Annotated in this window: 22 protein-coding genes and 2 pseudogenes; 10 read left to right on the forward strand and 14 right to left on the reverse strand. The window is 70.7% G+C overall.

Going from position 1 to position 22,645, the window contains the following annotated elements; genetic code table 11:
• From BLW78_RS29270 to BLW78_RS29295, 6 genes are all read right to left on the reverse strand, one after another.
• On the reverse strand, positions 1-629 hold a 629-nt coding region (locus BLW78_RS29270; RefSeq protein ID WP_091683703.1), incomplete at its 3' end, for an outer membrane protein.
• Between the two features lie 447 nt (positions 630-1,076).
• Positions 1,077-1,271 carry a hypothetical protein gene (locus BLW78_RS29275; protein WP_020094731.1) on the reverse strand — a complete coding sequence of 65 codons (195 nt, stop codon included), beginning with the start codon at positions 1,269-1,271 and terminating at the stop codon, positions 1,077-1,079.
• 414 nt (positions 1,272-1,685) lie between these two features.
• Positions 1,686-1,895, reverse strand: coding sequence for a hypothetical protein (locus BLW78_RS29280; protein WP_091683705.1), 210 nt, complete (start codon positions 1,893-1,895; stop codon positions 1,686-1,688).
• A 106-nt stretch (positions 1,896-2,001) separates the two neighbouring features.
• On the reverse strand, positions 2,002-2,322 hold the full coding sequence (locus tag BLW78_RS29285; protein ID WP_091683707.1) for a polyhydroxyalkanoic acid system family protein: 321 nt from the start codon (positions 2,320-2,322) through the stop codon (positions 2,002-2,004).
• Between the two features lie 99 nt (positions 2,323-2,421).
• On the reverse strand, positions 2,422-2,733 hold the full coding sequence (locus BLW78_RS29290) for a hypothetical protein (protein WP_091683709.1): 312 nt from the start codon (positions 2,731-2,733) through the stop codon (positions 2,422-2,424).
• Between the two features lie 85 nt (positions 2,734-2,818).
• Positions 2,819-3,049 (reverse strand): hypothetical protein, encoded by a 231-nt coding sequence (locus BLW78_RS29295; RefSeq protein WP_020094727.1) that lies wholly within the window; start codon positions 3,047-3,049, stop codon positions 2,819-2,821.
• Between the two features lie 518 nt (positions 3,050-3,567).
• Between BLW78_RS29295 and BLW78_RS29300 the strand changes: the two genes are divergently transcribed.
• Entirely contained in the window at positions 3,568-3,885 is a 318-nt protein-coding gene (locus BLW78_RS29300) for a hypothetical protein (protein WP_091683711.1), read from the forward strand.
• A 458-nt stretch (positions 3,886-4,343) separates the two neighbouring features.
• Positions 4,344-4,520 (forward strand): hypothetical protein, encoded by a 177-nt coding sequence (locus tag BLW78_RS31555; RefSeq protein ID WP_170855280.1) that lies wholly within the window; start codon positions 4,344-4,346, stop codon positions 4,518-4,520.
• On the opposite strand, the gene BLW78_RS29305 is transcribed toward BLW78_RS31555, so the two are convergent.
• Positions 4,517-4,759, reverse strand: coding sequence for a hypothetical protein (locus tag BLW78_RS29305; protein WP_020094724.1), 243 nt, complete (start codon positions 4,757-4,759; stop codon positions 4,517-4,519). The genes BLW78_RS31555 and BLW78_RS29305 overlap by 4 nt on opposite strands.
• Before the next feature lie 32 nt (positions 4,760-4,791).
• Positions 4,792-5,046 (reverse strand): hypothetical protein, encoded by a 255-nt coding sequence (locus BLW78_RS29310; protein WP_091683713.1) that lies wholly within the window; start codon positions 5,044-5,046, stop codon positions 4,792-4,794.
• 419 nt (positions 5,047-5,465) lie between these two features.
• Here BLW78_RS29310 and BLW78_RS29315 point away from each other — a divergent pair.
• A pseudogene (locus BLW78_RS29315) lies at positions 5,466-6,280 on the forward strand (SDR family oxidoreductase).
• Positions 6,281-6,337: 57 nt separating this feature from the next.
• Here the strand turns inward: BLW78_RS29315 and BLW78_RS29320 are convergent.
• The 4 genes from BLW78_RS29320 to rclC form a co-directional block, all read right to left on the reverse strand.
• Positions 6,338-7,588, reverse strand: coding sequence for a sensor histidine kinase (locus BLW78_RS29320; RefSeq protein WP_091683715.1), 1,251 nt, complete (start codon positions 7,586-7,588; stop codon positions 6,338-6,340).
• Between the two features lie 151 nt (positions 7,589-7,739).
• Positions 7,740-9,986, reverse strand: coding sequence for a xanthine dehydrogenase family protein molybdopterin-binding subunit (locus tag BLW78_RS29325; protein ID WP_091683716.1), 2,247 nt, complete (start codon positions 9,984-9,986; stop codon positions 7,740-7,742).
• 11 nt (positions 9,987-9,997) lie between these two features.
• Positions 9,998-10,444, reverse strand: coding sequence for a (2Fe-2S)-binding protein (locus tag BLW78_RS29330; protein ID WP_091683718.1), 447 nt, complete (start codon positions 10,442-10,444; stop codon positions 9,998-10,000).
• A 280-nt stretch (positions 10,445-10,724) separates the two neighbouring features.
• Entirely contained in the window at positions 10,725-11,348 is a 624-nt protein-coding gene (rclC, locus tag BLW78_RS29335; protein WP_091683720.1) for a reactive chlorine resistance membrane protein RclC, read from the reverse strand.
• A gap of 395 nt (positions 11,349-11,743) precedes the next feature.
• Here rclC and BLW78_RS29340 point away from each other — a divergent pair, with 395 nt between their 5' ends.
• Positions 11,744-13,126, forward strand: a complete 1,383-nt coding sequence (locus tag BLW78_RS29340; RefSeq protein ID WP_091683722.1) for a mercuric reductase — start codon at positions 11,744-11,746, stop codon at positions 13,124-13,126.
• Between the two features lie 27 nt (positions 13,127-13,153).
• Here BLW78_RS29340 and BLW78_RS29345 read toward each other — a convergent pair whose 3' ends face one another.
• Complete coding sequence (locus tag BLW78_RS29345; RefSeq protein WP_091683724.1) at positions 13,154-15,676, reverse strand: MFS transporter; 2,523 nt, start codon at positions 15,674-15,676, stop codon at positions 13,154-13,156.
• A 328-nt stretch (positions 15,677-16,004) separates the two neighbouring features.
• Here BLW78_RS29345 and BLW78_RS29350 point away from each other — a divergent pair, with 328 nt between their 5' ends.
• From BLW78_RS29350 to BLW78_RS29370, 5 genes and pseudogenes are all read left to right on the forward strand, one after another.
• On the forward strand, positions 16,005-16,667 hold the full coding sequence (locus BLW78_RS29350) for a response regulator transcription factor (protein WP_091683726.1): 663 nt from the start codon (positions 16,005-16,007) through the stop codon (positions 16,665-16,667).
• Between the two features lie 323 nt (positions 16,668-16,990).
• Positions 16,991-17,362: a response regulator transcription factor gene (locus BLW78_RS29355; RefSeq protein WP_091683728.1), complete on the forward strand. Its 372-nt coding sequence runs from the start codon at positions 16,991-16,993 to the stop codon at positions 17,360-17,362.
• A gap of 224 nt (positions 17,363-17,586) precedes the next feature.
• The gene (locus tag BLW78_RS29360; RefSeq protein ID WP_091683730.1) at positions 17,587-18,327 is read left to right on the forward strand and encodes a sensor histidine kinase; all 741 of its coding nucleotides are present in this window, start codon (positions 17,587-17,589) and stop codon (positions 18,325-18,327) included.
• Between the two features lie 260 nt (positions 18,328-18,587).
• Complete coding sequence (locus BLW78_RS29365) at positions 18,588-18,881, forward strand: hypothetical protein (RefSeq protein ID WP_091683732.1); 294 nt, start codon at positions 18,588-18,590, stop codon at positions 18,879-18,881.
• 234 nt (positions 18,882-19,115) lie between these two features.
• Positions 19,116-20,355 (forward strand): annotated as a pseudogene (locus BLW78_RS29370) (IS3 family transposase).
• 616 nt (positions 20,356-20,971) lie between these two features.
• Here BLW78_RS29370 and BLW78_RS29380 read toward each other — a convergent pair.
• Positions 20,972-21,172, reverse strand: a complete 201-nt coding sequence (locus BLW78_RS29380) for a hypothetical protein (protein ID WP_091683736.1) — start codon at positions 21,170-21,172, stop codon at positions 20,972-20,974.
• A 609-nt stretch (positions 21,173-21,781) separates the two neighbouring features.
• Between BLW78_RS29380 and BLW78_RS29385 the strand changes: the two genes are divergently transcribed.
• Positions 21,782-22,645: mannose-1-phosphate guanylyltransferase (locus BLW78_RS29385; protein WP_244527102.1), on the forward strand; the 864-nt coding region annotated here is incomplete at its 3' end.

Genomic DNA, 22,645 nt, shown 5'->3' on the forward strand with positions numbered 1-22,645 from the left:
CCGCCGGCGGCCCAGCCGGTGCGGAAGCTGTCGCGGAAGCGGTTGCCGGAGAAGTTCTGGTCGTCCTGGCCCGAGCCGTAGGCGAAGCCGCCGGTGCCGTACACGAGGGTGCGGTCGAAGGCGTAGCCGAGGCGGCCGCGCACGGTGCCGAAGTAGTCCAGGCCGTTGCCGCTCGTGGCGACGAAGGCCGGCGGGTTGGAGAAGGCGACGCCGGGGAAGCCGAGGAAGCTGTAGTTCTGGGTGGCGTTGGCGCGGCGGGCGAAGTCGACGTACTGGGCGTCGGCCTCGAAGCCGATCACGACGCCGGAGCCCGGGGTGAACTGGTAGTTGTAGCCGATCTGGGCGCCGCCCGAGAAGCCGTTGTTGTTGTTGCGGTTGTTGACGCTGACGACGCCGGCGGTGCCGGGGGAGTTGATCAGCGAGCCGCCGGGCAGGGCGTAGCTGGTGGTGTTGCGGCTGTTGGCGTCGAAGCCGTAGCCGGCGTTCACACCGAAGTAGAAGCCGGTCCAGGTGAACACCGGCACCGGCGTGAACACCGGCGGCGGCGCGGCGCGGCGCGGAAGGTCGGCGGCGGACGCCGCGGCGGTCAGCGCAGTGAAGGCAGTCAGGGAGGCGAGGAGCTTGGTCATGAGGGCGATCCGGGTTTCGATCTGGTGATAAGACTACCAAGCTCTGAGCGGAATAGCTGTAGTTTTACGGACACACAGGCTCACTGCGTTGGAGAAAACATAGTAAATGGCGGATTAACTCCGGATAGATTTGTTAAATACTGATGAAGTTCTGGCGGTGTGCTCGGGGCCTGCGCCCGAGGCGCGTGCATCGGTCCGCGGCGAGGCCGCGCGGGCGGCCAGCCGGCGACGCGCCGACATTTCCGAGTGCGGCGCTGACGGCCGCCCGAGCGGGAAGGGTTTGTTATCCCTGCGGGTGCGCCGCGGACGACCCGGGCGCCGCCCGCGCTGGATCCGTCCGGCGATTACATGGGATCGACAGCCAGCGCTTCGGCGCCGGCGGGTGGCGCCGAGCCGGCGGACGGCGCGCGGGGACCTGTCCGGTGGTCCCCGCCGTCCGCGGCCGCGCTAACCCGTCCGGTCGCGCCGGGTGATGTGCTTGACCAGCTCGGCCAGCTTCTCCTCAGCCTTCTTCAGCGCCACGCGCGAACTGTGCCCGGGCGGCGTTCCGTCGGCAGCCTCGCGAAGCTTCGCGATGGTGTCCTGGGTATCCTCTACCTCGGTATCGAGCGCGGCACGCTCACCGGATCTATCGATGGCCATATCGATCCTCCAGGTGTTCTGCCCCTGGCGGCCGCCAGGGCGCCACGCCCTGAGGTAAGGCGGTATCCCGACCGTGGCGAGCTTCGCGGGCCTCGCCGGAATCCGTTTCCGGCGCGGATCCGGGTTCGGCGACCCCGTCGCCGCCTGTGCGCCACGGCACGCCGCAGCGTGATCCCGGCACCCGCGGACGGCGTTCTACCGTCACACATACCGGAGACCGCGGCCATGCTGATCCTCAATCCCCTCACCGGCCAGACGGTCGACGTGCGCGTGCCCCGCCCGCAACCTGGGAAGGCGTAAGGGACGGCGTGAGTCCGCCCCCGCGCGGGCTCTCGCCGATGCGCCCCGGGGCCCGAGTGCGCCCTCCCCGGTCGCGCCCGCCCGCAGGTTCGGCACGCCGGGTGCCGCGAGCGCTCACAGGGAACGCGGCGGCCGGCGCGCCAAGCGCTCGGCCTCCGCCTGCCAGGCGTCGCGCTCGACCTGAAGCGCCTCGATGCGGGCGTGGAGATGGCCGGCGTCGATGGCGGTCTCCATCAGCATGTCCTGCGCGGTGGCGAGCTGCTGGCGCAACTCCGCATTCTCGGTCGCGAGCGCGAGGAGCAGGGCCGCCACGTCATCGCTCATCCGGGCCCCTGCGCCGCCACCGAGCCGGCGCGTTTAGCCCCGGCACGACCGGGCGACAACTGCAACGCGGGCACCCAGGACCGATCGCCGCCCCGGGCCGCGCGCGTCAGGCGGCCTCGTCGGACAGGAGGCGCCCGACGTAGTGGCGCCCGACCGACTCGATGACGGGCGCGAACAGGCTGGCCATCCAGGGCACCAGCGCCTCGACCTTCAGGGCGTCATCCGCCACCTGGGTGGCGACGCGCGCCGACTGCCCATATCCGCTGCCCGAGAAGGAGCGGCGATTACCCAGCCAGTCCTCGGCCTCGACGCGGATCTTCTCAGCCTCCAGGCGGCGGAAAGCCCAGTCCATGTGCAGGTCGATGCGGCGGCGAACCTCGGCTGTCCCGAGGTCGTGCGGGACGGTGATCGTCAGGCGCTTCGGCATCGGAATCTCCTCGCGAGCGGGCCCCGTGAGGTGCAGCCGGAAGGTTAACGCCCGGTGATCGGTGCCACTCGATCGACGCGCCGGGCGAACCGCCGGCGGTCAGTACCGGACCGTGCGGACCCCGCCGGCCCCGCCGCTCACGACGCTCCGGATGACCTCCTTGGTCGACGGGCTGATCCCACCGTCACCGCGCAGCCGGCGCCCGTCCGCCCGGTCGAGGCGCGCGACGTCGTCGGAGCATCGCTCCAGGGAGCGGCGGACCTTGGACGACAGCGGCCCGCCGCGTTCCGCCGGGGCGCCGGCCATCTCGAACCGCAGGCAGGACGCCAGATAGCCTTTCAGGTCGTCGAAGGCGGCGGCCTGGGCCCCCGACGTCAGGACGATGAAGATCAGGGCGGATCGGGCGAGCATCACGCGCTCCAGGGAAAGCGGTCCGCGCGGACAACGCGCGAGCGAGGCGTTGGTCCCGGAGGCCGCGCCCTCGCGGCCGCCGCACTCAGCCGCTGCGGCGGGGCGCCTGGGCCGCGTCGCGCCGCTGGTCCTGGGTTCCCCGACACTGCACGTATTCCGGCGTTCCCGGCTCGGCGCCGTAGCCCCGGCAGATCGCGTCGTCCTTCGCGGCGACGTCCGCCTCGCTCATGAAGAGCTCGCCGCGGCCGGGCCGGTTCGCCGCGTTGCAGGCCGTCAGGGCCGTGGCCGCGATCGCCAGAACGATGATGTGCTTCATGGGACTCCTCGCCGCCGTTCAGCACCACAGCGGCGGGATGCTGTCGATGACGCTGTCGACGACCCAGCCGCGGCGTCCACAAGCCGGCGGTCGACATGGTTATCCAAGGATGGCCGGACCTTCGGCGCAGCGCCGCGGTCCCGGCCGTCCACCGCACGGGGTGGGGCCGGCCCGGATGCAAGCGTAACGCCGCCGTGACCGGCGGTCCCTGCGGGGCCGGCATGTCGTGTCACCGGTGCACCGGCGGCGCAACGCCGGCTAAGCATCTGCCTCTGCATCCTCCCAAGGCAGACCCACCTTCGGCCCCGCCGGCAGCGCCGCGCGGGGCCTTTTCGTGCGCCGATCCGGCGGGTTGGCGCTCCGCTCGCGGGCGAGACCCTGCGCACCGGGCGCGGCCGGGCACGACGATCGGCGGCGCACGACGACGACGGGTATCGGAAACCGGCGTCCGCGCTCCCGCGTTCGGGCACGGAGGCCCGTGCGTGAGGCACAGTCAGGGCCGAGATGCCAAGGAGCACATGATGCGTCATGCCCTCTTCGCCATCTTCGCGCTGGTCGCGGCGTCGCCCGGTCCGGCGCAGACCAGCACCGGTCCCGCACCGATCCTGCAACCCGGACCAGCGCAGCCGGTGACGCCGGGCACCCCGGCCGGAACCGTCTTCGTTCCCGGCGGCAGCCAGAATAGCGGTCCGGGCAGCACCGCCGTCGTCGCGCCCACCGGGACGGGGGTGACGACCATCACGACGGATTCGGCCGCCGGCGGGAATGCCGGCCAGCCGGAGCGCGGCGTACCCCAGGTCGGCAAGGGGAGCGGGGATGGCAGCGGCGGCAGCTGATCGCCGGACCCCGTCTTGAGGATCCGTCCCGCCCCGTGCCGGATTGGGGCGGGACTGGTGGACCATCCCACCGCCGGCATCCCGACGCGGCGGGCGGCGGCGCGCGGGCATGGGACCATCGCACCGTTGACCCGCGGCCCGGGACCGCCCGTCGCCGGGAGGGATGATCCTGCGCGGCGTTCAATGCAGATGCCGAGCAAGTCTGTTGCGGGCCATCGAATTTTGAGCGCTGTGTCTAACTCAGCTTATGCAGTCAATCTTAGATAATGATCGGCCGCCAAGTAATTGGTATCAACGTACCGGTAAAATTTATTTCCGACTCACCGATGCGGTGTTCGTATTCTCACGTTATAAAGATACTGTAGATTTAAATCGACGCCGCCGCGCGTCCGTCGGAGATTGATTTGGCGGATCCTGAATTCGAGGGTGGAAAATTCGGGCCGAACGGCAAGAGATCGATGCTCCGGCAGATCGCGCACGCCCTCGGAGTGCCCGAAGACGCTTTCCTCGACGAATCCGAGGCGCTCGCCACGATCGACATGACGGGGGATTTGCTGCGCGTCTGGCACGCGCTCACCCTGTCGGACCGCCGCTTGCTGCTGCAGATGGCGCGCGGGATGATCTCCCGCGGCTAGAACGGCCACGGCTCCTCCTGCGGCCCCGGCGCCGTCCGCTCGCCCGGCGCCACGAGGTCCACGATCTCGTCGAGCGGCTGCGTCACCCGGATCGTTCGTCCCGCCGCGGTGATGAACGTCTCGTTGCGCATCAGGTCCGTGTCGCTCAGCGCCTGGACGCTCGTCACGCGCAGCAGGTGCCGGCAGCCGTCGCCGTCCTGCACCTGGAGGAAGTTCCCGACCCGCCGAACCGCCGACATGGCGCTCTCCTGCCCCGCTGGTGATCCGTGGCCTAGGCGCCGTGCAGGCTCTCGGCGAAGTCGTCGGGGATCTCGCCCCACTGGCCGAGGATCGTGACGCCCTCCAGCTCGCCGGTCTCGTCGTCGGCCACCACCTTCAGCGCCGCCGCGCCCGGCATCCGCCTGGCCATGTTCTCGGCCTTCTTCACCGCCCCGCTCTCGGTCTGCGCAGGCTCCTGCCGGGCCGGCCGCAGCCGCTTCCGGTGCAGCTCGAAGGGCTGCACCACGAATGCCGTCCTCATCGCCATCGTCGTCCTGCACCCCGGTTCGTCACAGGTTCTCCACAGACCGCACGGGCCGCCCAAGGGCGCCACGACAGGGGTTTTCGAGCCGTATCCACACGCGTCCAAGGGGCCGGAAGAAAAATCTCGCCCGCAGATTGTGCCCGGCCCGCCCGCATGACCTGTTCCACTTTCGTTCTAGCATGGCGAGGCCGCGGGTGCACCTCTCCCGCATCGACGCGCGGCGGATCTCGAGCGCCGATGCCGCCAGCGAGCCGGCGCCGCACCGGCCTCCTCGCGCCTGCCCGACGGGCTTTGGGCATGCCGGCCGGGTCATGCCACCGGGTCATACCAAGGTATGGCGTCGCCCCGCATCCGTATAAATGTAAGCCTCCGTCACGATCGCTACACTTTCCGTCATTCAGCAGCACAGACGGAGAGTTGTCATGACGGAACGTGCCAAGGGAACTGCTCTGATCACCGGCGCTTCGGGTGGGATTGGCGCGATCTATGCCGAACAGCTCGCCGCGCGCGGCCACGATCTCATCCTGACCGCCCGGAACGCGGATCGCCTGGAGGCGGTCGCCGAGACGGTGCGCCGGGCCTCGGGCCGCACCGTCGAGGCGCTCGCGGCGGACGTCAATGACCGTGCCGGTCTCCGGCGCGTCGAGGACCGGCTGCGGAGCGACCCGGGATCACCCTCCTGGTCAACAACGCCGGCTTCGGCTCGGCGGCCCCGCTGCTCCAGGCGGATCCGGACGAGATGGAGCGCATGATCGGCGTGAACGTCACGGCCGTGACGCGCCTCGCCTACGCGGCGGCGCCGGCCTTCGTCGCGCGGGGGCACGGGGCGATCGTCAACGTCGCCTCGACCGTCGCCCTCAATCCCGAACTGCTCAATGGCGTCTACGGGGCGAGCAAGGCCTACGTTCTCGCCTTCACGCAGGCGCTGCAGCACGAACTCGCCCCCAGGGGTGTCCGGATCCAGGCGGTCCTGCCCGGCGCGACGGCCACCGAGTTCTGGACCGTGGCCGGCGTCGGCAGCCACCTGAACCTCCCGGCCAGCATCGTCATGACGCCGTCCGACCTAGTCGCGGCCGCGCTCGCGGGGTTCGATGCCGGCGAGGTCGTCACGATCCCGCCCCTGGAGAACGGTGCCGCCTGGTCCGCGCTGGACGCCGCGCGCCTCGAACTCGCCGCCCAGCTCGGCGCGGCAATGCCGGCGAGCCGGTACCGGACCGCGCGAGCCGACGCCGCTTGAGGCCCTCGGGGGGCGACCCGGCCGGGGCGCCCCTGCCCGCTTCCCGCGGCCGCCCGGTCAGGACCGGGCGAGCGGCAGGCACACCGAGAAGCGGGCGCCCGGCGCCCCGTCGCGGGGCCTCGCGTCGATCGAGCCGCCATGGGCCGCTACGATGGTCCGGCAGATCCGGAGACCGAGGCCGAGCCCCTCGGCCCGCGTCGTGAAGAAGCCGTCGAACAGCCGGTCGACGGTGCCGGGATCGAGGCCCGGCCCGTTATCGACGACGTCGACCGTGATCGACCCGTCCCGGCAGACGGTCTCGACCGCAATCTCGGGCCCGGGGGTCCGCGCCTGCCGATGGATCTGGATGGCGTTCATCAGCAGGTTGACGAAGACCTGCTGCAGCTGGATCCGGTCCGCGAGGACCTGGGCGGCCGCGTCCGCCGGGGCGACGGTGAGCCTGATCTCGGTGCGGTTCAGGTCGTGCGCCACGAACCGCGCGGCCTCGGCCAGGACCTCCGCCACGGAGACGGGCGCGCGGACGCTGTCCCGTTTCGCGGCCATGCGGCGGGTGCGATCGATGATGTCCCCGGCCCGCGTGACCTGATCGACGATGCGCTGGCATTGCCGCCGGAGCAGGTCGCGGTCGAGATCCGCGCGATCTAGCAGGCGCAGCATCGCCCCGGCGGTCATGCCGATCGACGACAGGGGCTGCCCGAGCTCGTGCGCGATCGACGCCGAGAGTTCGCCCAGCGTCGAGATCCGGGAGACGTGGGCGAGCTCGTCGCGCAGGACTTCCAGGGACATCTGCCGCTCGACGTGCTCGGTGATGTCCACGAAGGAGGCGAGCCACAGGCCGGAGGTGGCGCCGTCCGCCCGCGGGACGACGCAGAACAGCGTCTCGAAGCGCGATCCGTCGAGCCGGACGCTGTGCGCCTGCTGCTGGAACGAGGTCGCGCCCGCTGCGAAGGCCCGGGCGGAATTGACCTGGGCGGTGCAGAGCGGGTCGAAGAAGCGCTGCGTGCGCTGCCCGATCATGTCCGCGCGGCCGCCCGCGCCGAACATCCGCACCGCCGCTTCGTTGACGTCGAGGATGACCATCCCGTGACGCAGGCGGTCGGCCACGTCCGGATGCGCGTCGAGGTGAGCGGCGATGTCGGTGATTCCGGCCGCCCGCAGCGCGTCGAGGGTGGCGACCCGCTCGCGGGCATCGACGACGACGAAGCCGATCGTCGAGACCTTCATGCAGACGAGGTACCACGCGTCGTTCCAGTCGGCCTCGCTGGCCACGACGATCCGGTCGGCCGTCGGCGTCAGACCGTTGCTCATATCGGCGGTTCCCGGGGCCGGCCCCGATGCAGGCCCGCCGCGCTCCCGCTATACGGCATCCGAAAATCCCGCTTCCAGTCGGGACGCGGGACTTTCGGGGGCGGGCCCGGGGGCGTCGCCCTGGGTTATCGCCCGGGGTCATCGATCGGCGTTAGGTCCCCGAGAGGGTCTCCTTCGCCAGGGGCAGGCTGCGCAGGCGTCGGCCGGTCAGCGCCGCGACTGCGTTGACCACCGCCGGCGGCACGCCGGGCAGGCCGGGCTCGCCGATGCCGCCCATCGGCGCCCCGCTCTCGACGATCGCCACGTGCACCCGCGGCATCCGCTCCCGGTCGAGGATCGGGTAGGCGTCGAAGTTCCGCGCCTGCCGTTCCCCGTTCTCGTAGACGACCTGCTCCAGCAGCGTCGACGAGAGGCCGAGCGCCGCCGCGCTCTCGACCTGGCGCTTCACGATCGCCGGGTTGACCACGCGGCCTGGATCGATGGCGATCCAGAGATCGTGCACCCGGGCCTCGCCATTCTCGAGCGACACCTCGGCGATCGTCGCCGTCTCCGACCCGAACGGCGAGGCCATCGACACGCCCCGCGCTCGCCGCGTGCCGTCCTGGGCCCGGAACGGCCCGCGCCTCCAGCCGCCCGCGAGGTCGGCCACCGCCTGCAGCAGGGTGCGGTGGCGGGCGCTGTCCCTCAGGAGCGTCATCCGGAGGGCGAACGGGTCCTGGCCGCCGGCCTGCGCGATCTCGTCGAGGAAGCTCTCGTAGAAGTAATCGTTCATCGAGTGCCCGACCGAGCGCCAGAACGCGATCGTCACCGGGTGCGGCACCTTCACGTAGGTGAGCCGCCGGTTCGGGATCGCGTAGGGCTTCTGGTCAAGGCCCTCCACCACCGAGGAATCCACCGGCCCCTTGAACAGCGCGCCGAACCAGCGCCCGATCGGGCCCTCCCCCACCGCGGTGGTCTCCAGCGCCACTGGCATCCCGTCCGGACCGAGCGCCGCCCTGAACCGGGCGAAGCTCAGGGGGCGGACTGCGTCCATGCCGAACTCCTCCTCCCGCGACCACAGAACCCGCACCGGCTTGCCCGTCGCCTTGGCGAGCAGGATCGCCTGCGGGAACGGGCTCGCCGGCCCGTAGTGGAAGTGGCGCCCGAAGAAGCCGCCGAGCATCGGCGAGTGGATCCGGACCTGATCCGGCTGCAGCCCGGCGGTCTTGGCGGCGACCTGCTGGAACAGCTCCGGCATCTGGTTCGGCACCCAGAGATCGAGGCTGCCGTCGGGGGCGAAGCGGGCCACCGCCGAGGGCGGCTCGAGCTGCGCGTGGGCGAGGTAGGGGGCATCGTACGCCGCCTCCACCACCTTGGCCGCGTTCGCGAAGGCGGCCTCCGGGTCGCCCGCCTGCTCGGCCGGAACGCCGGGGCCGGCCGCGTCCCGGAGGGCAGTCAGCATCGCCGCCGAGGAGAAGCGCGCCGAGACGGTCGCGACGCCGTCGGGTGCTGGCCGGGTCCACGTCACCTGCAGCGCCTCCACGGCCCTGCGGGCCCGCCACCACGTGTCGGCCACCACCGCCACCGCGCCCGGCAGGCGCTCAACCGCCTGGACGCCCGGCATCGCGCGGACCTCCGCGGCGTTGGCGATCGCCTGCGGCTCGGTGCCGAGATTTGGCGCGTGCCGGATCGCGGCGTGGACCATGCCGTCGAGCCGGATGTCGATGCTGTAGACGGCCCGGCCGGTGGACTTGTCGCGTATGTCGAGGCGTGCCACCGGCTTTCCGATCCAGCGGAAGTCCTTCGGATCCTTCAAGGCCACGTCGTCGCGTGGCTGCAGCGCGAGCGCCGCGGCGGCGAGGGCGCCGTAGCCGAGGCTCCGGCCCGAGGCGGCGTGGATCACGCGGCCGTTCCCAGTAGTCAGGCTGGCCTGCGGCACGGCGAGTTCGGCGGCCGCCGCCCGCAGCAGCATCTCGCGGGCGGTGGCGCCGAGGCGGCGCATGGCCTCGAAGCTCGAGCGGGTGGAGAAGGATCCGCCGGTCATGCGCAGGCCGTTGACGACCGCGTAATCGGGACCGGGCGGGGCGCATTCCACCGCGAAGCGCGCCGGGTCGAGGTCGAGCTCCTCGCCGATCGTCTGGGCGAGGCCGGTGTTGATGCCCTGGCCACCCTCCACGAAGGGGCTGAGCAGGCGCACGCTTTCGTCGGGGCGGATCTCCAGGAAGGCTGTCACGCGGGTCCCGGGTTTCGGCGCGACGGCCGCCGGGCCTTCGGCGCGGGTCTGGGCGGCTGCCGGCGCGAGCCGGAGGCCGATTCCGAGGAACAGCGCGCCCGAGGCGGCCCCCAGGAAGCCGCGGCGGGAGAGGTTGCGGACCGGCTCGCGACGGTCGGCGCGGCGGAGGGGCGTGAGGTCGGTCATCGTGCGCCTCCTCAGGCCGCGGCCTGCCGCACGGCGGCGGCGATGGCATTGTAGGTTCCGCACCGGCACAGGTTGGTCATGGCGCCGGCGATGTCGGCCTCGGTCGGCTTCGGGGTCTGCTTGAGCAGGCTCGTGGCGGCCATGACCTGCCCGGACTGGCAGTAGCCGCACTGGGGCACCTCGATGCCGACCCAGGCGGCCACGACCCGGGCACCGACCGGGTCCTGCTCGACCGCCTCGATCGTCGTGATGGCTTGGTCGCCGACGCTCTCCAGGGGGATCTGGCAGGAGCGGGTCGCCGCGCCGTCGAGGAGCACCGTGCAGGCGCCGCACTGCCCGATGCCGCAGCCGTACTTCGTGCCGGTCAGTCCGAGGCTGTCGCGCAGGACGAACAGCAGCGGCGTGTCCGGTTCCGCGTCCACCGTGTAGCGACGCGCGTTGATCGTGAGCTGGATCATCGTTCGACCTCGTGAGATGGGGCGATGTGACGGGTCTCGGCACCCGGACAGGCCAGGCGACGTGTCTTCGCCGGCATTGGCTGCGGGCGCGTCCTGTATCGGCAGAGGTACAGCCGCCCCGGGCCGCGCGGAATCATACGAAGGTTAGGGGTCGTCACCCGAAACGGTGCCCATCGCGAGTCGGTCCTCAAGGTCAGGGCCGGCCGGAGACAGTCCATCGATCCGGACAGGACCATGAAAGCTTGTCATCGGCCTGCGCAGGCAGGGCGAATCCGGCCGGTCACGCCTCGGCGGCGAGGCCGGGCGCCGGGGCCCGGGTCGTCGGCGCGGCCGCCGCGCGCAGGACGGCGCGGGCGCTGTCGGCGAGGACGAGCCAGGCGCCGGCCATGAGGGTGACGTCCTTGAGGACGAGGCGTCCGGCGCCCGACAGGTAGGGGAAGCCGTGCTCGGCCTCGCCGAGCGCGGCGACCCAGGCCTCGGGGGTGGTGACGAGGAACGACAGGGTCACTACCGGGGTGAGGAAGGCCAGCACCGCCCCGGCGAGGCCGAGACGCCGCGACGCCAGGCCTGCGAGGACGAGCAGGCCGATCAGCAGCTCGACAGTGCCGAGCCCGCGGGAGAACGCGTAGGTGTGGTTGGCCGTCTGCCACGCGCGGGCGGCGAGGTTGAGCTCGCCCTCGTGGGTGAGATGCTGGGCGTACTGGTCGGGATGGGCGTAGAAGAACGCCATCACCGGGCTGTTGGCGACGAAGGGCGTGATGCTGTCGGCCTCGTAGGGCGCGAACTTGAGCGCGCCGATCCAGAGGAAGACGACCGCGATGGCGAGCCGCATGGCCTGGAGGCCGAGGCGGTTGGAGCCCGGACCCGAGACGAGGCCGAGGGCGCGGCGAACCTGCGTGTTCATGGATCTGATCCTTCGAAGCTGAGGGCGCGGGACGGCGGGAGGCCACCCTGCAGAGGCGCCGGCCGGGACGGACGATCGTGCGGCGCCGATGGGAGGAGCTTCGATGATGTGCCGATCCGGCTCAATCATACGCAGGTTTGAGTCGGGTCATCCGATATTCGACCGGGCCGAGGTCGCGAATTCGGCAAAACATCTGTGTTCCGACGTCCAACGCAGGCATGCGGGTCCGTGCCGGACTTGCCGTCGGCAGAGATCGCGCGGCTCCGCGCAGCCAGGGATGCACGAAATCTGCGTGCCGGCCGATTAGGACCGGTCTATCATACCGACGCATGATATCCGTCTGATCGCGATGCCTTTACGTGTTCCGGAAATATCGGATCCGCGGAGGATGGACGATGGATGACCACTACGATGCGCTCGTGATCGGCAGCGGCGAGGGCGGCAAGTTCCTGGCCTGGCACCTGGCCAAGGCCGGGCAGCGGGTCGCGGTGGTCGAGCGTCGCTGGATCGGGGGTTCCTGTCCCAACACCAACTGCCTGCCGAGCAAGAACGAGATCTGGAGCGCCGAGATCGCCCATCTCGCCCGGCACGCCGACCGGTACGGCATCGAGACCGGCCCGGTCGCGGTGGACATGGCCCGGGTGGTCGCGCGCAAGCGGGCGATGGTCCGCGGCCTCGTCGACATGCACCTCGACCGCTACCGTGAGAGCGGCGCGGAGCTCATCATGGGAACGGCCGCCTTCACGGGTCCCAGGGCGCTCACGGTCGCGCTGAACGCGGGCGGGTCGCGCGCGCTGACGGCCGAGCGAATCTTCCTCAATCTCGGCACACGCCCGACCATCCCAGACGTCCCGGGCCTGCGCGACGCACAACCGCTGACGAATATCGAAGTGCTCGAACTCGACGCCGTGCCCGCCCACCTCGTCGTCCTCGGCGGCGGCTACGTGGGCCTCGAACTGGCCCAGGCCTACCGCCGGTTCGGCAGCGCGGTGACCGTGATCGAGCACGGGGCGCAGATCGCGGGCCGCGAGGATCCGGACGTGGCCTCCGCGCTCAAGCAGCTCCTCGAGGGCGAGGGGCTGGCCATCCGCACCGGCACGGAGGTCGTGCGCGTGCGCGGCCGTTCGGGCGACGCCGTGGAGATTGCGGTGCGCGGCGGCGACGGCGAGGCGGTCATCGCCGCGAGCCACTTCCTCGTCGCGGCGGGCCGCGCGCCGAATACCGACGGGATCGGCCTCGACCGCGCGGGGGTGGACCTCACCGAGCGGGGTGTGATCAAGGTCGACGACCGCCTGCGGACGAGGGCGCCGGGCGTCTGGGCCATCGGCGAGTGCGCGGGCAGCCCGGCCTTCACCCACGCCTCCGCGGACGATTTCCGCGTGATCCGCGACAATCTCGCGGGGATCCCGCGCTCGACCGCGGGGCGGCTGATGCCCGCCTGCCTGTTCACGGACCCGCCGCTGGCGCGGGTCGGATCGACCGAGACCGAGGCGCGCGCCCGCGGCGACGCCGTCCGGGTCGCCAAGCTGCCGATGGCGGCCGTGCTGCGCACGCGGACGACCGGGCAGACCGAGGGCTTCATGAAGGCCGTCATCGGACCGGATGATCGGATCCTCGGCTTCACCATGCTCGGCGCGGAGGCCGGCGAGGTCATGGCCGCGGTCCAGGTCGCGATGCTCGCCGGCCTGCCCTACACGGCCTTGCGCGACGCGATCCTTGCCCACCCGACCACCGCGGAGGGGCTGAACAGCCTGTTCTCGGCCGTGCCCGCCCCCTGACCCACTCCCTGACTCACTCTCCGCGGTTCAGGCGCTCGCCGCGGCGGGTTCCGCCGCGCGGCTCTCTTGGCCCGGCTCGGCCGCCGGAAGATCGACCGCGAAGGTCGCGCCGGCACCGTCGTTGTTCCGAGCGGTCAGCGTCCCGCCATGGGACTCGACGATGGTCCGGCAGATCGCGAGGCCGATGCCCATCCCGTCGCGCTTCGTGGTGAAGAACGGGCTGAACAGCTTGGGCAGCTGCTCCGGATCGATGCCGGTGCCGCTGTCGGACACCGCGATCCCAAGCCGACCGGGCGCGGGAGCGCTGAGGGCGATCCGCAGCTCGCGGCGGGTCTCGGGCGCATCGCGCATGGCGTGCAGGCCGTTCGTCATGAGGTTGACCACGACCTGCTGCATCTCGACGCGATCGGCCAGGACGCGCGCCTCGGTCGCGGCGATCTGAACCCGCACCGTCGCCCCGGCTGCCAGGATCTCCCGGTCTAGGAGGGCCACGACCTCGGCCATGAGGGGCTGAAGGTCGACGAGCTCGGGCTGTCTCTGGTCGCGGCGGAGCTGCTCGCGCGTCCGCTGCACGATCCGGCTCGCCCGCATGCCGTCGCGGACGGCGCGCTCGGCCGCCCGCGCGGCCGCCTCCAGATCCGGCGTCTCGCGCCGCAGCCAGCGCAGGCAGGCCTCGGCGCTCATCACCATGGCGCCGATCGGCTGGTTGACCTCGTGGGCGATGGAGGCGGAGATCGCCCCGACGGTCGAGACCCGGCCTGCGCGGGCCAATTCGGCCTGGGCCGCGAGCAGCGCCTCCTTCGCGCGCTCCCGCTCGGTCACGTCGATCATCGCGCAGGCGACGCGGTCGAAGGCCGCTGGGTCGTCCGGCAGCGCCACGACGAGGATCACGGTCACCTCCCGCCCGTCGGCGCGAACGAGGCGGCCCTGCGCCTCGAACCGGCCGCCCGCCCGGTCGAGCCGCTGCAGGAGCGGCGGGACGAGATCGTTGCCCGGCGGCAGGAAGCGGCTCATCGAGCCGAGGATCGCATCGCGGGACCGGCCGCCGAGGAGTTGCACCGTGGCGTCGTTGACGTCGACCAGCGCGATCTCGCGCGCGCAGGCGGCGGTGAGCGCGGCATCGGCCTGCCCGCGGAGCTCGGTCCCGGGCCCCCCGGCGACCCGCGCCTCGGCGAGGCGAACCTGCGCTCCGGAGAGATCGACCTCGCACAGCGCCACGTGGCTCTGCTCGAAGAGCGCGCGGTAGCGCCGCTCGCTCCGCGCCAGTGCCCCCAGCGCGCGCTGGCGGGCGCTCGTGTCGAAGGCGATCAGGCTGATCCCGCCGGTCAGCGCGAGGTAGAAGCCGACCGCGGTCAGGCCGCTGCGCTCGGCGAGCGCCTGCGCGATCATCGGCGAGAAGGCGCCTCCGATGATGCCGCCGACGTTGAACGCCACGGAGGTGCCCGTGTAGCGCACCTGCGGCGGGAACAGGCTCGGCAGCCACGCGCCGAGCGGCCCGTTGACGAAGCCCATCACCCACAGGGCGAAGGCCAGGAAGACGAAGATCGTCGCGAGGGAGCCGCTGCCGAGCATCGGCGCCAGCAGGATCCCGGAGGCTATAGTCCCGGCGCAGCCGACGATCAGGACGCGGGCCGGGTCGAGCCGGTCGGACAACCAGCTCGCGACGACGATGGCGGCGGCCATGAACAGGATCGCGCCGAGCTCGACCGTCAGGAACGAGGCCCGGGAATAGCCGAGCGTCGTGGTGCCGTAGCCGAGCGCGAAGGCGGTGGCGGTCCAGAACAGCGAGAAGCAGGCGACGACGCCGAACATCCCGGCGACGACCTGCCCGGCATGGTCGCGCATCAGCGCGACGAGTGGGACGCGCGGGGGCTGCGCGTCCTTCACGGCGGCGGCGAATTCCTCGGTCTCGCCGAGATTGGTCCGGACCCAGAGCCCGAGCCAGACGAGGGGAACGCTGAGCAGGAACGGCACCCGCCAGCCCCAGTCCGCGAACTGCTCCGCGCTGAGGGTCAGGGTCAGGATGAGGAACAGGCCGTTGGCCACGAAGAAGCCGAGGGGCGCCCCGAGCGGCGCGAACATCGCGTAGCGCGCGCGCCAGCCCGGCGGAGCGTTCTCCAGCGCCAGCAGGGCGGCGCCGCTCCACTCGCCGCCGAGTGCCAGCCCCTGCCCGAATCGGAGGAGGCAGAGCAGGACGGGCGCGAGCCAGCCGGCCAGCGCGAAGGTGGGCAGGAGCCCGATCGCCGAGGTCGAGAGACCCATCAGCAGGAGCGAGGCGACCAGCGTCGCCTTGCGCCCGACCCGGTCGCCGAAATGCCCAAAGACCGCGCCGCCGATCGGCCGGGCCACGAAGGCGAGGCCGAAGCTCGCGTAGGCGCTGATCAGCTCCGCCGATTGCAGCGCCGCCGGGAAGAACAGCGGCCCGAAGATCAGGCTCGCCGCCGTGGCGTAGATGTAGAAGTCGTAGAACTCGACCGTCGTGCCGATCAGGCTCGCGAGGAGGACGCGCGCCGTCGTCTGCCTGGGACGCGCGTTGCCCACCGCACTCATCTCCGCGCCTCGCTCCGCAGCCTGCCATACGGGTGCACGTCCGGACGGGGCGCCCGCGAGCCCGGGAGCCGGGACGTGCTGATCGCGCCGGAAGTTGAGCCAGTCCCGGGGGCAGTGCAACCGCTCATAGCCACAAGCTTGGCCGCAAGTCGATAGGCTCGACCGGGTGTGGCCCCCGCGTCCGGCCCTGCGTCCGACCCCTGCGTCCGGCCCCTGCGGACGGGCTGACCCGTCCACAGACGTTCGGCTTGATCGGGTGTGGATTCAACCTGTAAGCACTGCCCTCTCGGACAGCCTGGCAGAGGCACGCGGGGGCTCGTCGATCACGATGTCAGGCAATGTCCGGGGTGGCGCGGCGAGAACCGGCGCCGACACGGCCTCACCGCTGGTGGTCATTGTCGAGGACGACGAGGGCGTCCGGGAGGGGCTCCAGGATCTCCTGCGCTCCGTCGGCCTCGACACCCTCGCCTACGGCGCGACGAGCGAGCTCCTCGCGGCGACGCTGCCGGACCGCCCGGGCTGCCTGATCCTCGATGTGCGGTTGCCGGGATCCAGCGGTCTCGACCTGCAGGCAAAGCTGGCCGCGATGGGCAACCGCATGCCGATCATCTTCATGACCGGCCACGGCGACATCCCCATGACCGTCCAGGCCATGAAGGCGGGCGCGCTCGACTTCCTGACCAAGCCGTTCCGCGATCAGGACATGCTCGACGCCATCGCGGTCGCGATCGAGCGGGACAGGACCCGGCGCGCCTCGAGCGCGGGGGTCGCCGAACTCGAGGCGCTGGCCGCGACCCTAACGGCGCGGGAGGCCGAGGTGATGGCGCACGTCGTCAAGGGGCTGCTCAACAAGCAGATCGCCTACGCGCTCGGCATCAGCGAGATCACGGTCAAGATCCACCGCGGCAACGTCATGCGGAAGATGGAGGCCGGCTCCGTGGCCGACCTCGTGCGCAAGACCGAGCTGCTCAAGGCCCGGGCAGCCGTCTGAGGCCGGAGCCCTCCCCGCCGGCCCGGGCCGGGTCGATCGGCGCGGAACGATGCCGGGTATCGCCGCGTTGCCACCCGCACGGGACAGATTTCGTCGGCACGTTCCAGTCGGACGTCGGCGAGAAAGTCCCGACTAGTCTTGCTAAACCCATGTCTACCGGATCGCGTCGCGGCGCTCCGAGGCCTGCTTTGCTGTGGCAGGACTCGGTTCGTCAGGATGTGGGTCCGTCGCGCGCATCAAACCATCGTATGATATCGTCGGCGCGGCCGCTGGCCCACACAGGTGGGATCGACGCGCCTCCGAGAGGCTCCGGAGGGAGATTCGTGCCGGTCGGTAAGAAAGCGGTCGCGGTCGTGGACGACGACGAGGCGGTTCTGGACGCGACGTCCAGCTTCCTCGAAGCGTTGGGCTACGACGCGCGGGCCTTCAACTCGGGCGAGGCCTTCCTGGCCTCCATGGCCGGCAGCGACGTCTCGTGCCTGCTGACGGACGTGAACATGCCGGGGATCAGCGGCATCGAGTTGCAGGACCGCGTCCGGCAGCAGCGCCCAGCCCTGCCGGTCATCATGATGACTGCGCTGACCGACGACGCGCTCCGGCGTCGGGCCCTCGCCGGCGGCGCCTGCGATCTCCTGCGCAAGCCCCTCGTGGCCGACGAGCTGATCCGCTGCCTGGAAGAGACGATTGGGGCCTGAGGATCGGCGGCGAGAACGCCGGCTGTCCCCGGAACGGCATCGCGTTCGCACGCCCGAAGCCTCGGACGCGACGGCGGCCCGGCGTGCCGCCGTCGCGCGTCTGCGCGTGCAGGACGATCCGATTAGGACATCAAACCTCCGTATGATTCCAGTGGGAACGGCCACGGTGCAAGGTCGAGCCATGGAAGCGGCACGCCGTGTGCGGGCCGGGCGAGGAGGTGGGGATGGGACTGATGATAGCGAGCCCAGGTGGTGCGGCGCCGGACGAGGCCCTGCTTCGCGCGGAGACCGCTCGTAGCGCCATGGCCCGGCTGCTCGCGGTGGCCGGACACGATCTGAAGCAGCCCCTGCAGGTAGCCCTCATGGCCATCGAGCGCGCGGTCTCGGACGGCGTCGGCCCCCGGGCGGCGGCTCGGCTCGGTCTCGCCAGCGACGCGCTGGTGCGGCTGGGCCGCGAGCTCGACGATCTGGCCCGCTCATCCCAGGCCGGCAGCGTGTCGCCCCGCCTCGGTCCCGTCGCCGTCGCCCCGCTCCTCGAAGCGGTGGCGGCCGAGTGGGGGCCCTACGCCGACGCCGTCGGGGTGCGGGTGCAGGTCTGCGCCACGGCGCTGATGGTCACGAGCGAGGCCGCCATGCTGACGACCATCCTGCGCAACCTCGTCGGCAACGCCGTGAAGTATGCTGGCCCGGGCGGCCGCGTGGTCGTCGGGTGCCGCCGCCGGCAGGGGCGGGTCGCGATCGAGGTGCACGACTCTGGTCCCGGCATCGCGCCCGAACGGCTGGTGGGCATCTTCGACGCTTTCGACCGCGCCGGGCGCCGGGACGGGGCCGGTCTCGGACTCGGGCTGCATATCGTCCGGCAGACCGCCGCGTCGCTCGAGCATCCGGTCGCCGTGCGATCCCGCCGAAATCGGGGCTCGGTCTTTAGCGTGACCGCCCCCCGCCACCGTCTGGCATCCTCGTAGACGCTCCGAGCCGACCCCGACGCCGCTGCCACGGATTGGGTCTGCCGTACGGAAGCAGGTCTGCTGTCCCGGCCGCCGGAAGCTGCGAAACGCCCGGATCGCGCGCAAGGCCCGAAATTCGTGGCGTCCACGGCGACGCAGGTGTGCCGCGGCCGCACGGCTTGCTCGCCAGGGTTGCTTGTGGAACCGTGTCGGCCTGAGACCCCGAAGAGGCGACGGATGCTCCGCACCGTGCTTTCGCAGACGGAGCGTGCCCTGACATGACGGCTGGTGATCCGCGCAACAAGATGGCCGAAGTTGCCGGACTGGCGGCCGCGATCGCCGACCACATCCTCGCGCAGCACGAAGCGGGGACCACAATCCCGCCGGAGCAGTTCCGAATGCTGGTGAGCGCCGCCCGGATGCTCCTGGACAACGGCGTAGCGTGGCCGCCGTCGGTGACCTACCTCGTCATGGAGGTCGCTCGGCGGGTCCAGGACGCCGAACCGCCGCCCAGGGGCGACGAGGTCGTAGCGCACCTGACCCAGGCACTAGATGCTCAAGATAGCGCTTGAGAATTGCTGCAGACGGACGGCTGGTGCGACCTTTAGGGCCCTCCGCGATACGGTCGGTCCGCTCGTAGGGCATTCCCGTCGAAATCTATCAGGATGCTGGGATCGAGGATGCTTGGCGACTGGAAGTTAACGGCTAGAAAGGGCGCACAAAGCGTCGGTGTAGCGGGGTCGCTGAACCGCCCCCCGTTTTGACCGGACAGGCGGCATAGCTCACGAAGGCATAGGCATTGGCCTATGGGTAAGGCTATGTCATCCGATCCGACCGCCCCACCGGTGCACGGCGAGATCCTGACCGGCGTTCAGCGTCGACGGCGCTGGTCTACCACCGAGAAGATCCGCCTCGTCGAGGAGAGCCAGCAGCCCGGCTCGTCCGTGTCGTTCGTCGCCCGCCGCTAAGGCATCTCGCCCAGCCTGCTGTTCTCGTGGAAGCGGCGCATGCTGGAGGGCGGCCATCAGGCCGTGCACGCCGACGAGGAGGTCGTCGGCACCAGCCGGGTTCGTGAGCTGGAGCGGCGCGTGCGCGACCTCGAACGTCTGCTCGGGCGCAAGACCATGGAGGTCGAGATCCTGAAGGAGGCGCTCGACCTCGCCCGCACAAAAAAACCGACCTCGCCGCTCAGCTCCTGGAGCGGTTCGACGGGCGGTTCGCGGTGAAGGCGGTCGCCGACACGCTCGGCGTGGCCCGCTCCCACTTGGCCGAGCGCCTGAGCCGCCCCGCCCAGCCGCGCGGTCCCTACCGCAAGCCTGAGGATGCGCAGCTGCTGCCGACGATCCGCGCGATCGTCGATGCCCGCCCGAGCTACGGCTATCGCCGCGTCACCGCACTGGTGAACCGGGCACTGCACTCGCGCGGCGAGGCGAGCGTCAATGCCAAGCGGGTGCTGCGCATCCTGCGGGCGAACGGGCTCACCCTCGCGCCGCACACCGCCCGGCGGCCCGGCCGCACCCATGACGACACCGTGGTGGCGTTACGCTCGAACGTGGAGCGGGTAGCTCGGATCACCTCGAACTGCGCTGCCGGGACGGAGCGGTCGTCCGCGTGCTGTTTGCCATCGACGCGTGCGACCGTGAGAGCATCGCGTGGTCGGCGACCACGACGGGCGTCTCGGCCGAGATGGTCTGCAACCTGATGATCGCCTGCTGCGAGCGCCGGTTCGGCGCGACGAAGACCCCGCACCCGGTCGAGTGGCTGTCCGACAACGGCTCCGCCTACATCGCCAAGGAGACAGCGCAGACGGCCGCCGCGCTCGGCCTACGGCTGCTATTCACCCCGGTGCGTTCGCCGCAGAGCAACGGCATCGCGGAGGCGTTCGTGAAGACGCTCAAGCGGGACTATGCCCGCTTGGCGATCTTGGCCGACGCCGAGACCGTGATGCGGCTTCTGCCGGCTTGGTTCGAGGACTACAACACGATCCACCCGCACTCCGGCCTGCGCATGCTCTCGCCCCGAGAGTACCTCAGCCGGACTGCCTAAACCCGCCCCGCTGCCTGTCCGGTCAAACAGGGTGCACTCCAATCGCGACCTGCACGACGGTTGCCAAGCGTTCACGGTGAGGGCGACAGCGTAAGCGTCCGTTGCCGAGGCTAACCCGATTATCATTCGCGAACCGATCCGATGCCTCCTGAAATCGGTGCCCTATATGGTTCGTATGCCTACCCTCGGCCTCAAACTTCCACTCCGCATCTGTGTGCTGGAACATGCAGCGTGCGTTGAGGATGCCAGCGGTAGGCGGACCGGCTACGTCTACTGGGCTGCGGAGCGCGACGATGTCGGTGTTCGGTCGTTCACGCGGGCCGAAGCAATTGAGCAGGTCCGAATCATCGCGAATGCCTGGGCTTGTGCCCTGGCCAGTAGCGGCACGCTCGATACTGGTCCTGCTCCAGAGCCCGGCGCTGCGGCAGCTGAGCCCTCACCAGAAGGTTGACAACTGCACTCGTAGCCGCTGGCTCCTGTTGGCTTTGCAAGCCTTCGCACCATCGATCTCGATTGCAGTCGATGGCGCGAACGGAAGCGCAGCAAAGTCAGGCGGAAGAATGTCCGAGCCCGGATGGGCGTTGCGTGACGTTTCGGATCGTCGTCGCGGCCTTTCCTAGTTGGAAACAAACATCATTTTCATGCGGGCCGCGTCCAGGATCTGCTCGTCATCGGAGTTGGGCATTTCGGCAACCGACTTCTCGATGATACTGCGCGCAATTCCCTCGTACAGGCCGACGCTCGACGCAAAAGTACTAAGCCGCGCCAGCAGGCGGTCAGCAATCGCCCTCTGTTCGGGGTCCAGCAGGTCGCTCATCTTGGGTCCGGAGCACTCATGTTGACATTGGTCATGACCATCGTCTGGTGTAGGCCTCCGCGAGATAGCCTCATCGGCGTATCTTAGCCTGGGAAAGAGCATCTAGCTAGCTACCGATGGCAACGTAGCTACGGCCGCTAGACGCGTGCTGGGGTTCCTCGCCGACCGAGGTAATTGAGGGCAGCGGCGAGGCAGAGGATGCCAGCGGAAGCTGGTAGCGGCATTCTCGTAGTGCGTGGCAACTGTCTGTCACCTATTGAGCTGTGCACGGAGGCGTTAGATGATGTTGCGGTTGTTATAGATCCAGTCCGGTCAGTGCGCGGGAGCGTCGTATGACCTAATCAATCCTGGACCGGTGCGTTCGGGAGGCTGCAGCGTAGTGGTGACCATGGGAAGCCGGAACATACAATCCGGGAACGTGAAGCCAGCCAGTCAGATTAGGTGGACTTCCGCGCCCGATCTTGAGGCGCTGTCTTCTTGCGCAGGTTGTTCCGGTCCCGGCCCGACGGTAAGGGCAAATCCTGAAATCGGCGCCCGAGAGTCCATCGCACCCGCGCGGGGCGGGCTCGGCCGCGCCAACCCCGCCGAGCCCTCTCGGGAGACGTCGCCATGTCCGGGCCTTCGATCCAGATCCACCCGATGATCCTGTGCGGGGGGGCGGGGACGCGGCTGTGGCCGGCATCGCGGGAGAGCATGCCCAAGCAGTTCGCCCGTCTGGTCGACGCCGAGCGCTCGACCTTCCAGGCGACGCTGGCGCGGGTGTCGGACGCCACGGTCTTCGCCACGCCCACCGTCATCGCCTCGGCCGAGGCCCGCTTCATCGTCGCCGAGCAGCGCGACCAGCTCGGTCTCTCCGCCGACATCCTGCTCGAGCCGCAGGGCCGCGACTCCGCCGCCGCCGTGGCGGTCGCGGCGCTGCACGCCGCCGCCAGCGACCCGCAGGCCGTGGTGCTGATCATGGCCGCCGACCACGTCGTGCCCGACACGGCGGCCTTCGTCGACGCCGTGCGGCGCGCGGCCGCCGGCGCCCAGGCCGGCTACACGATGACGCTCGGCATCGAGCCCGACCGGCCGGCCACCGATTACGGCTACATCCGCCGCGGCGAGCCGATCGCCGAAGCCCCGGGCGCGGCCCGCGTCGCCCGCTTCGTCGAGAAGCCGAACCAAGCCGGCGCCGAGGCGCTGATCACCGACGGCGCCCTGTGGAACTCGGGCTACTTCCTGTTCCGCGCCGACCTGATGCTGGCCGAGCTGGAGGCGTTCGTCCCCGAGGTGCTGGCGGCCGCGCGCGCGGCCCTGGAGGCGGCGGTGACCGACCTCGACTTCATCCGCCTCGACGCGGCGGCCTTCGCCCAGGCGCCCAAGATCTCGATCGACTACGCGGTGATGGAGCGGACCGCCCGGGCCGGCGTGCTGCCGGTGTCGTTCGCGTGGTCGGATGTCGGCACCTGGGACGCGGTCTGGCAGGTGCTG

This window comes from Methylobacterium sp. 275MFSha3.1 (assembly GCF_900108435.1).
Taxonomy (GTDB): domain Bacteria; phylum Pseudomonadota; class Alphaproteobacteria; order Rhizobiales; family Beijerinckiaceae; genus Methylobacterium.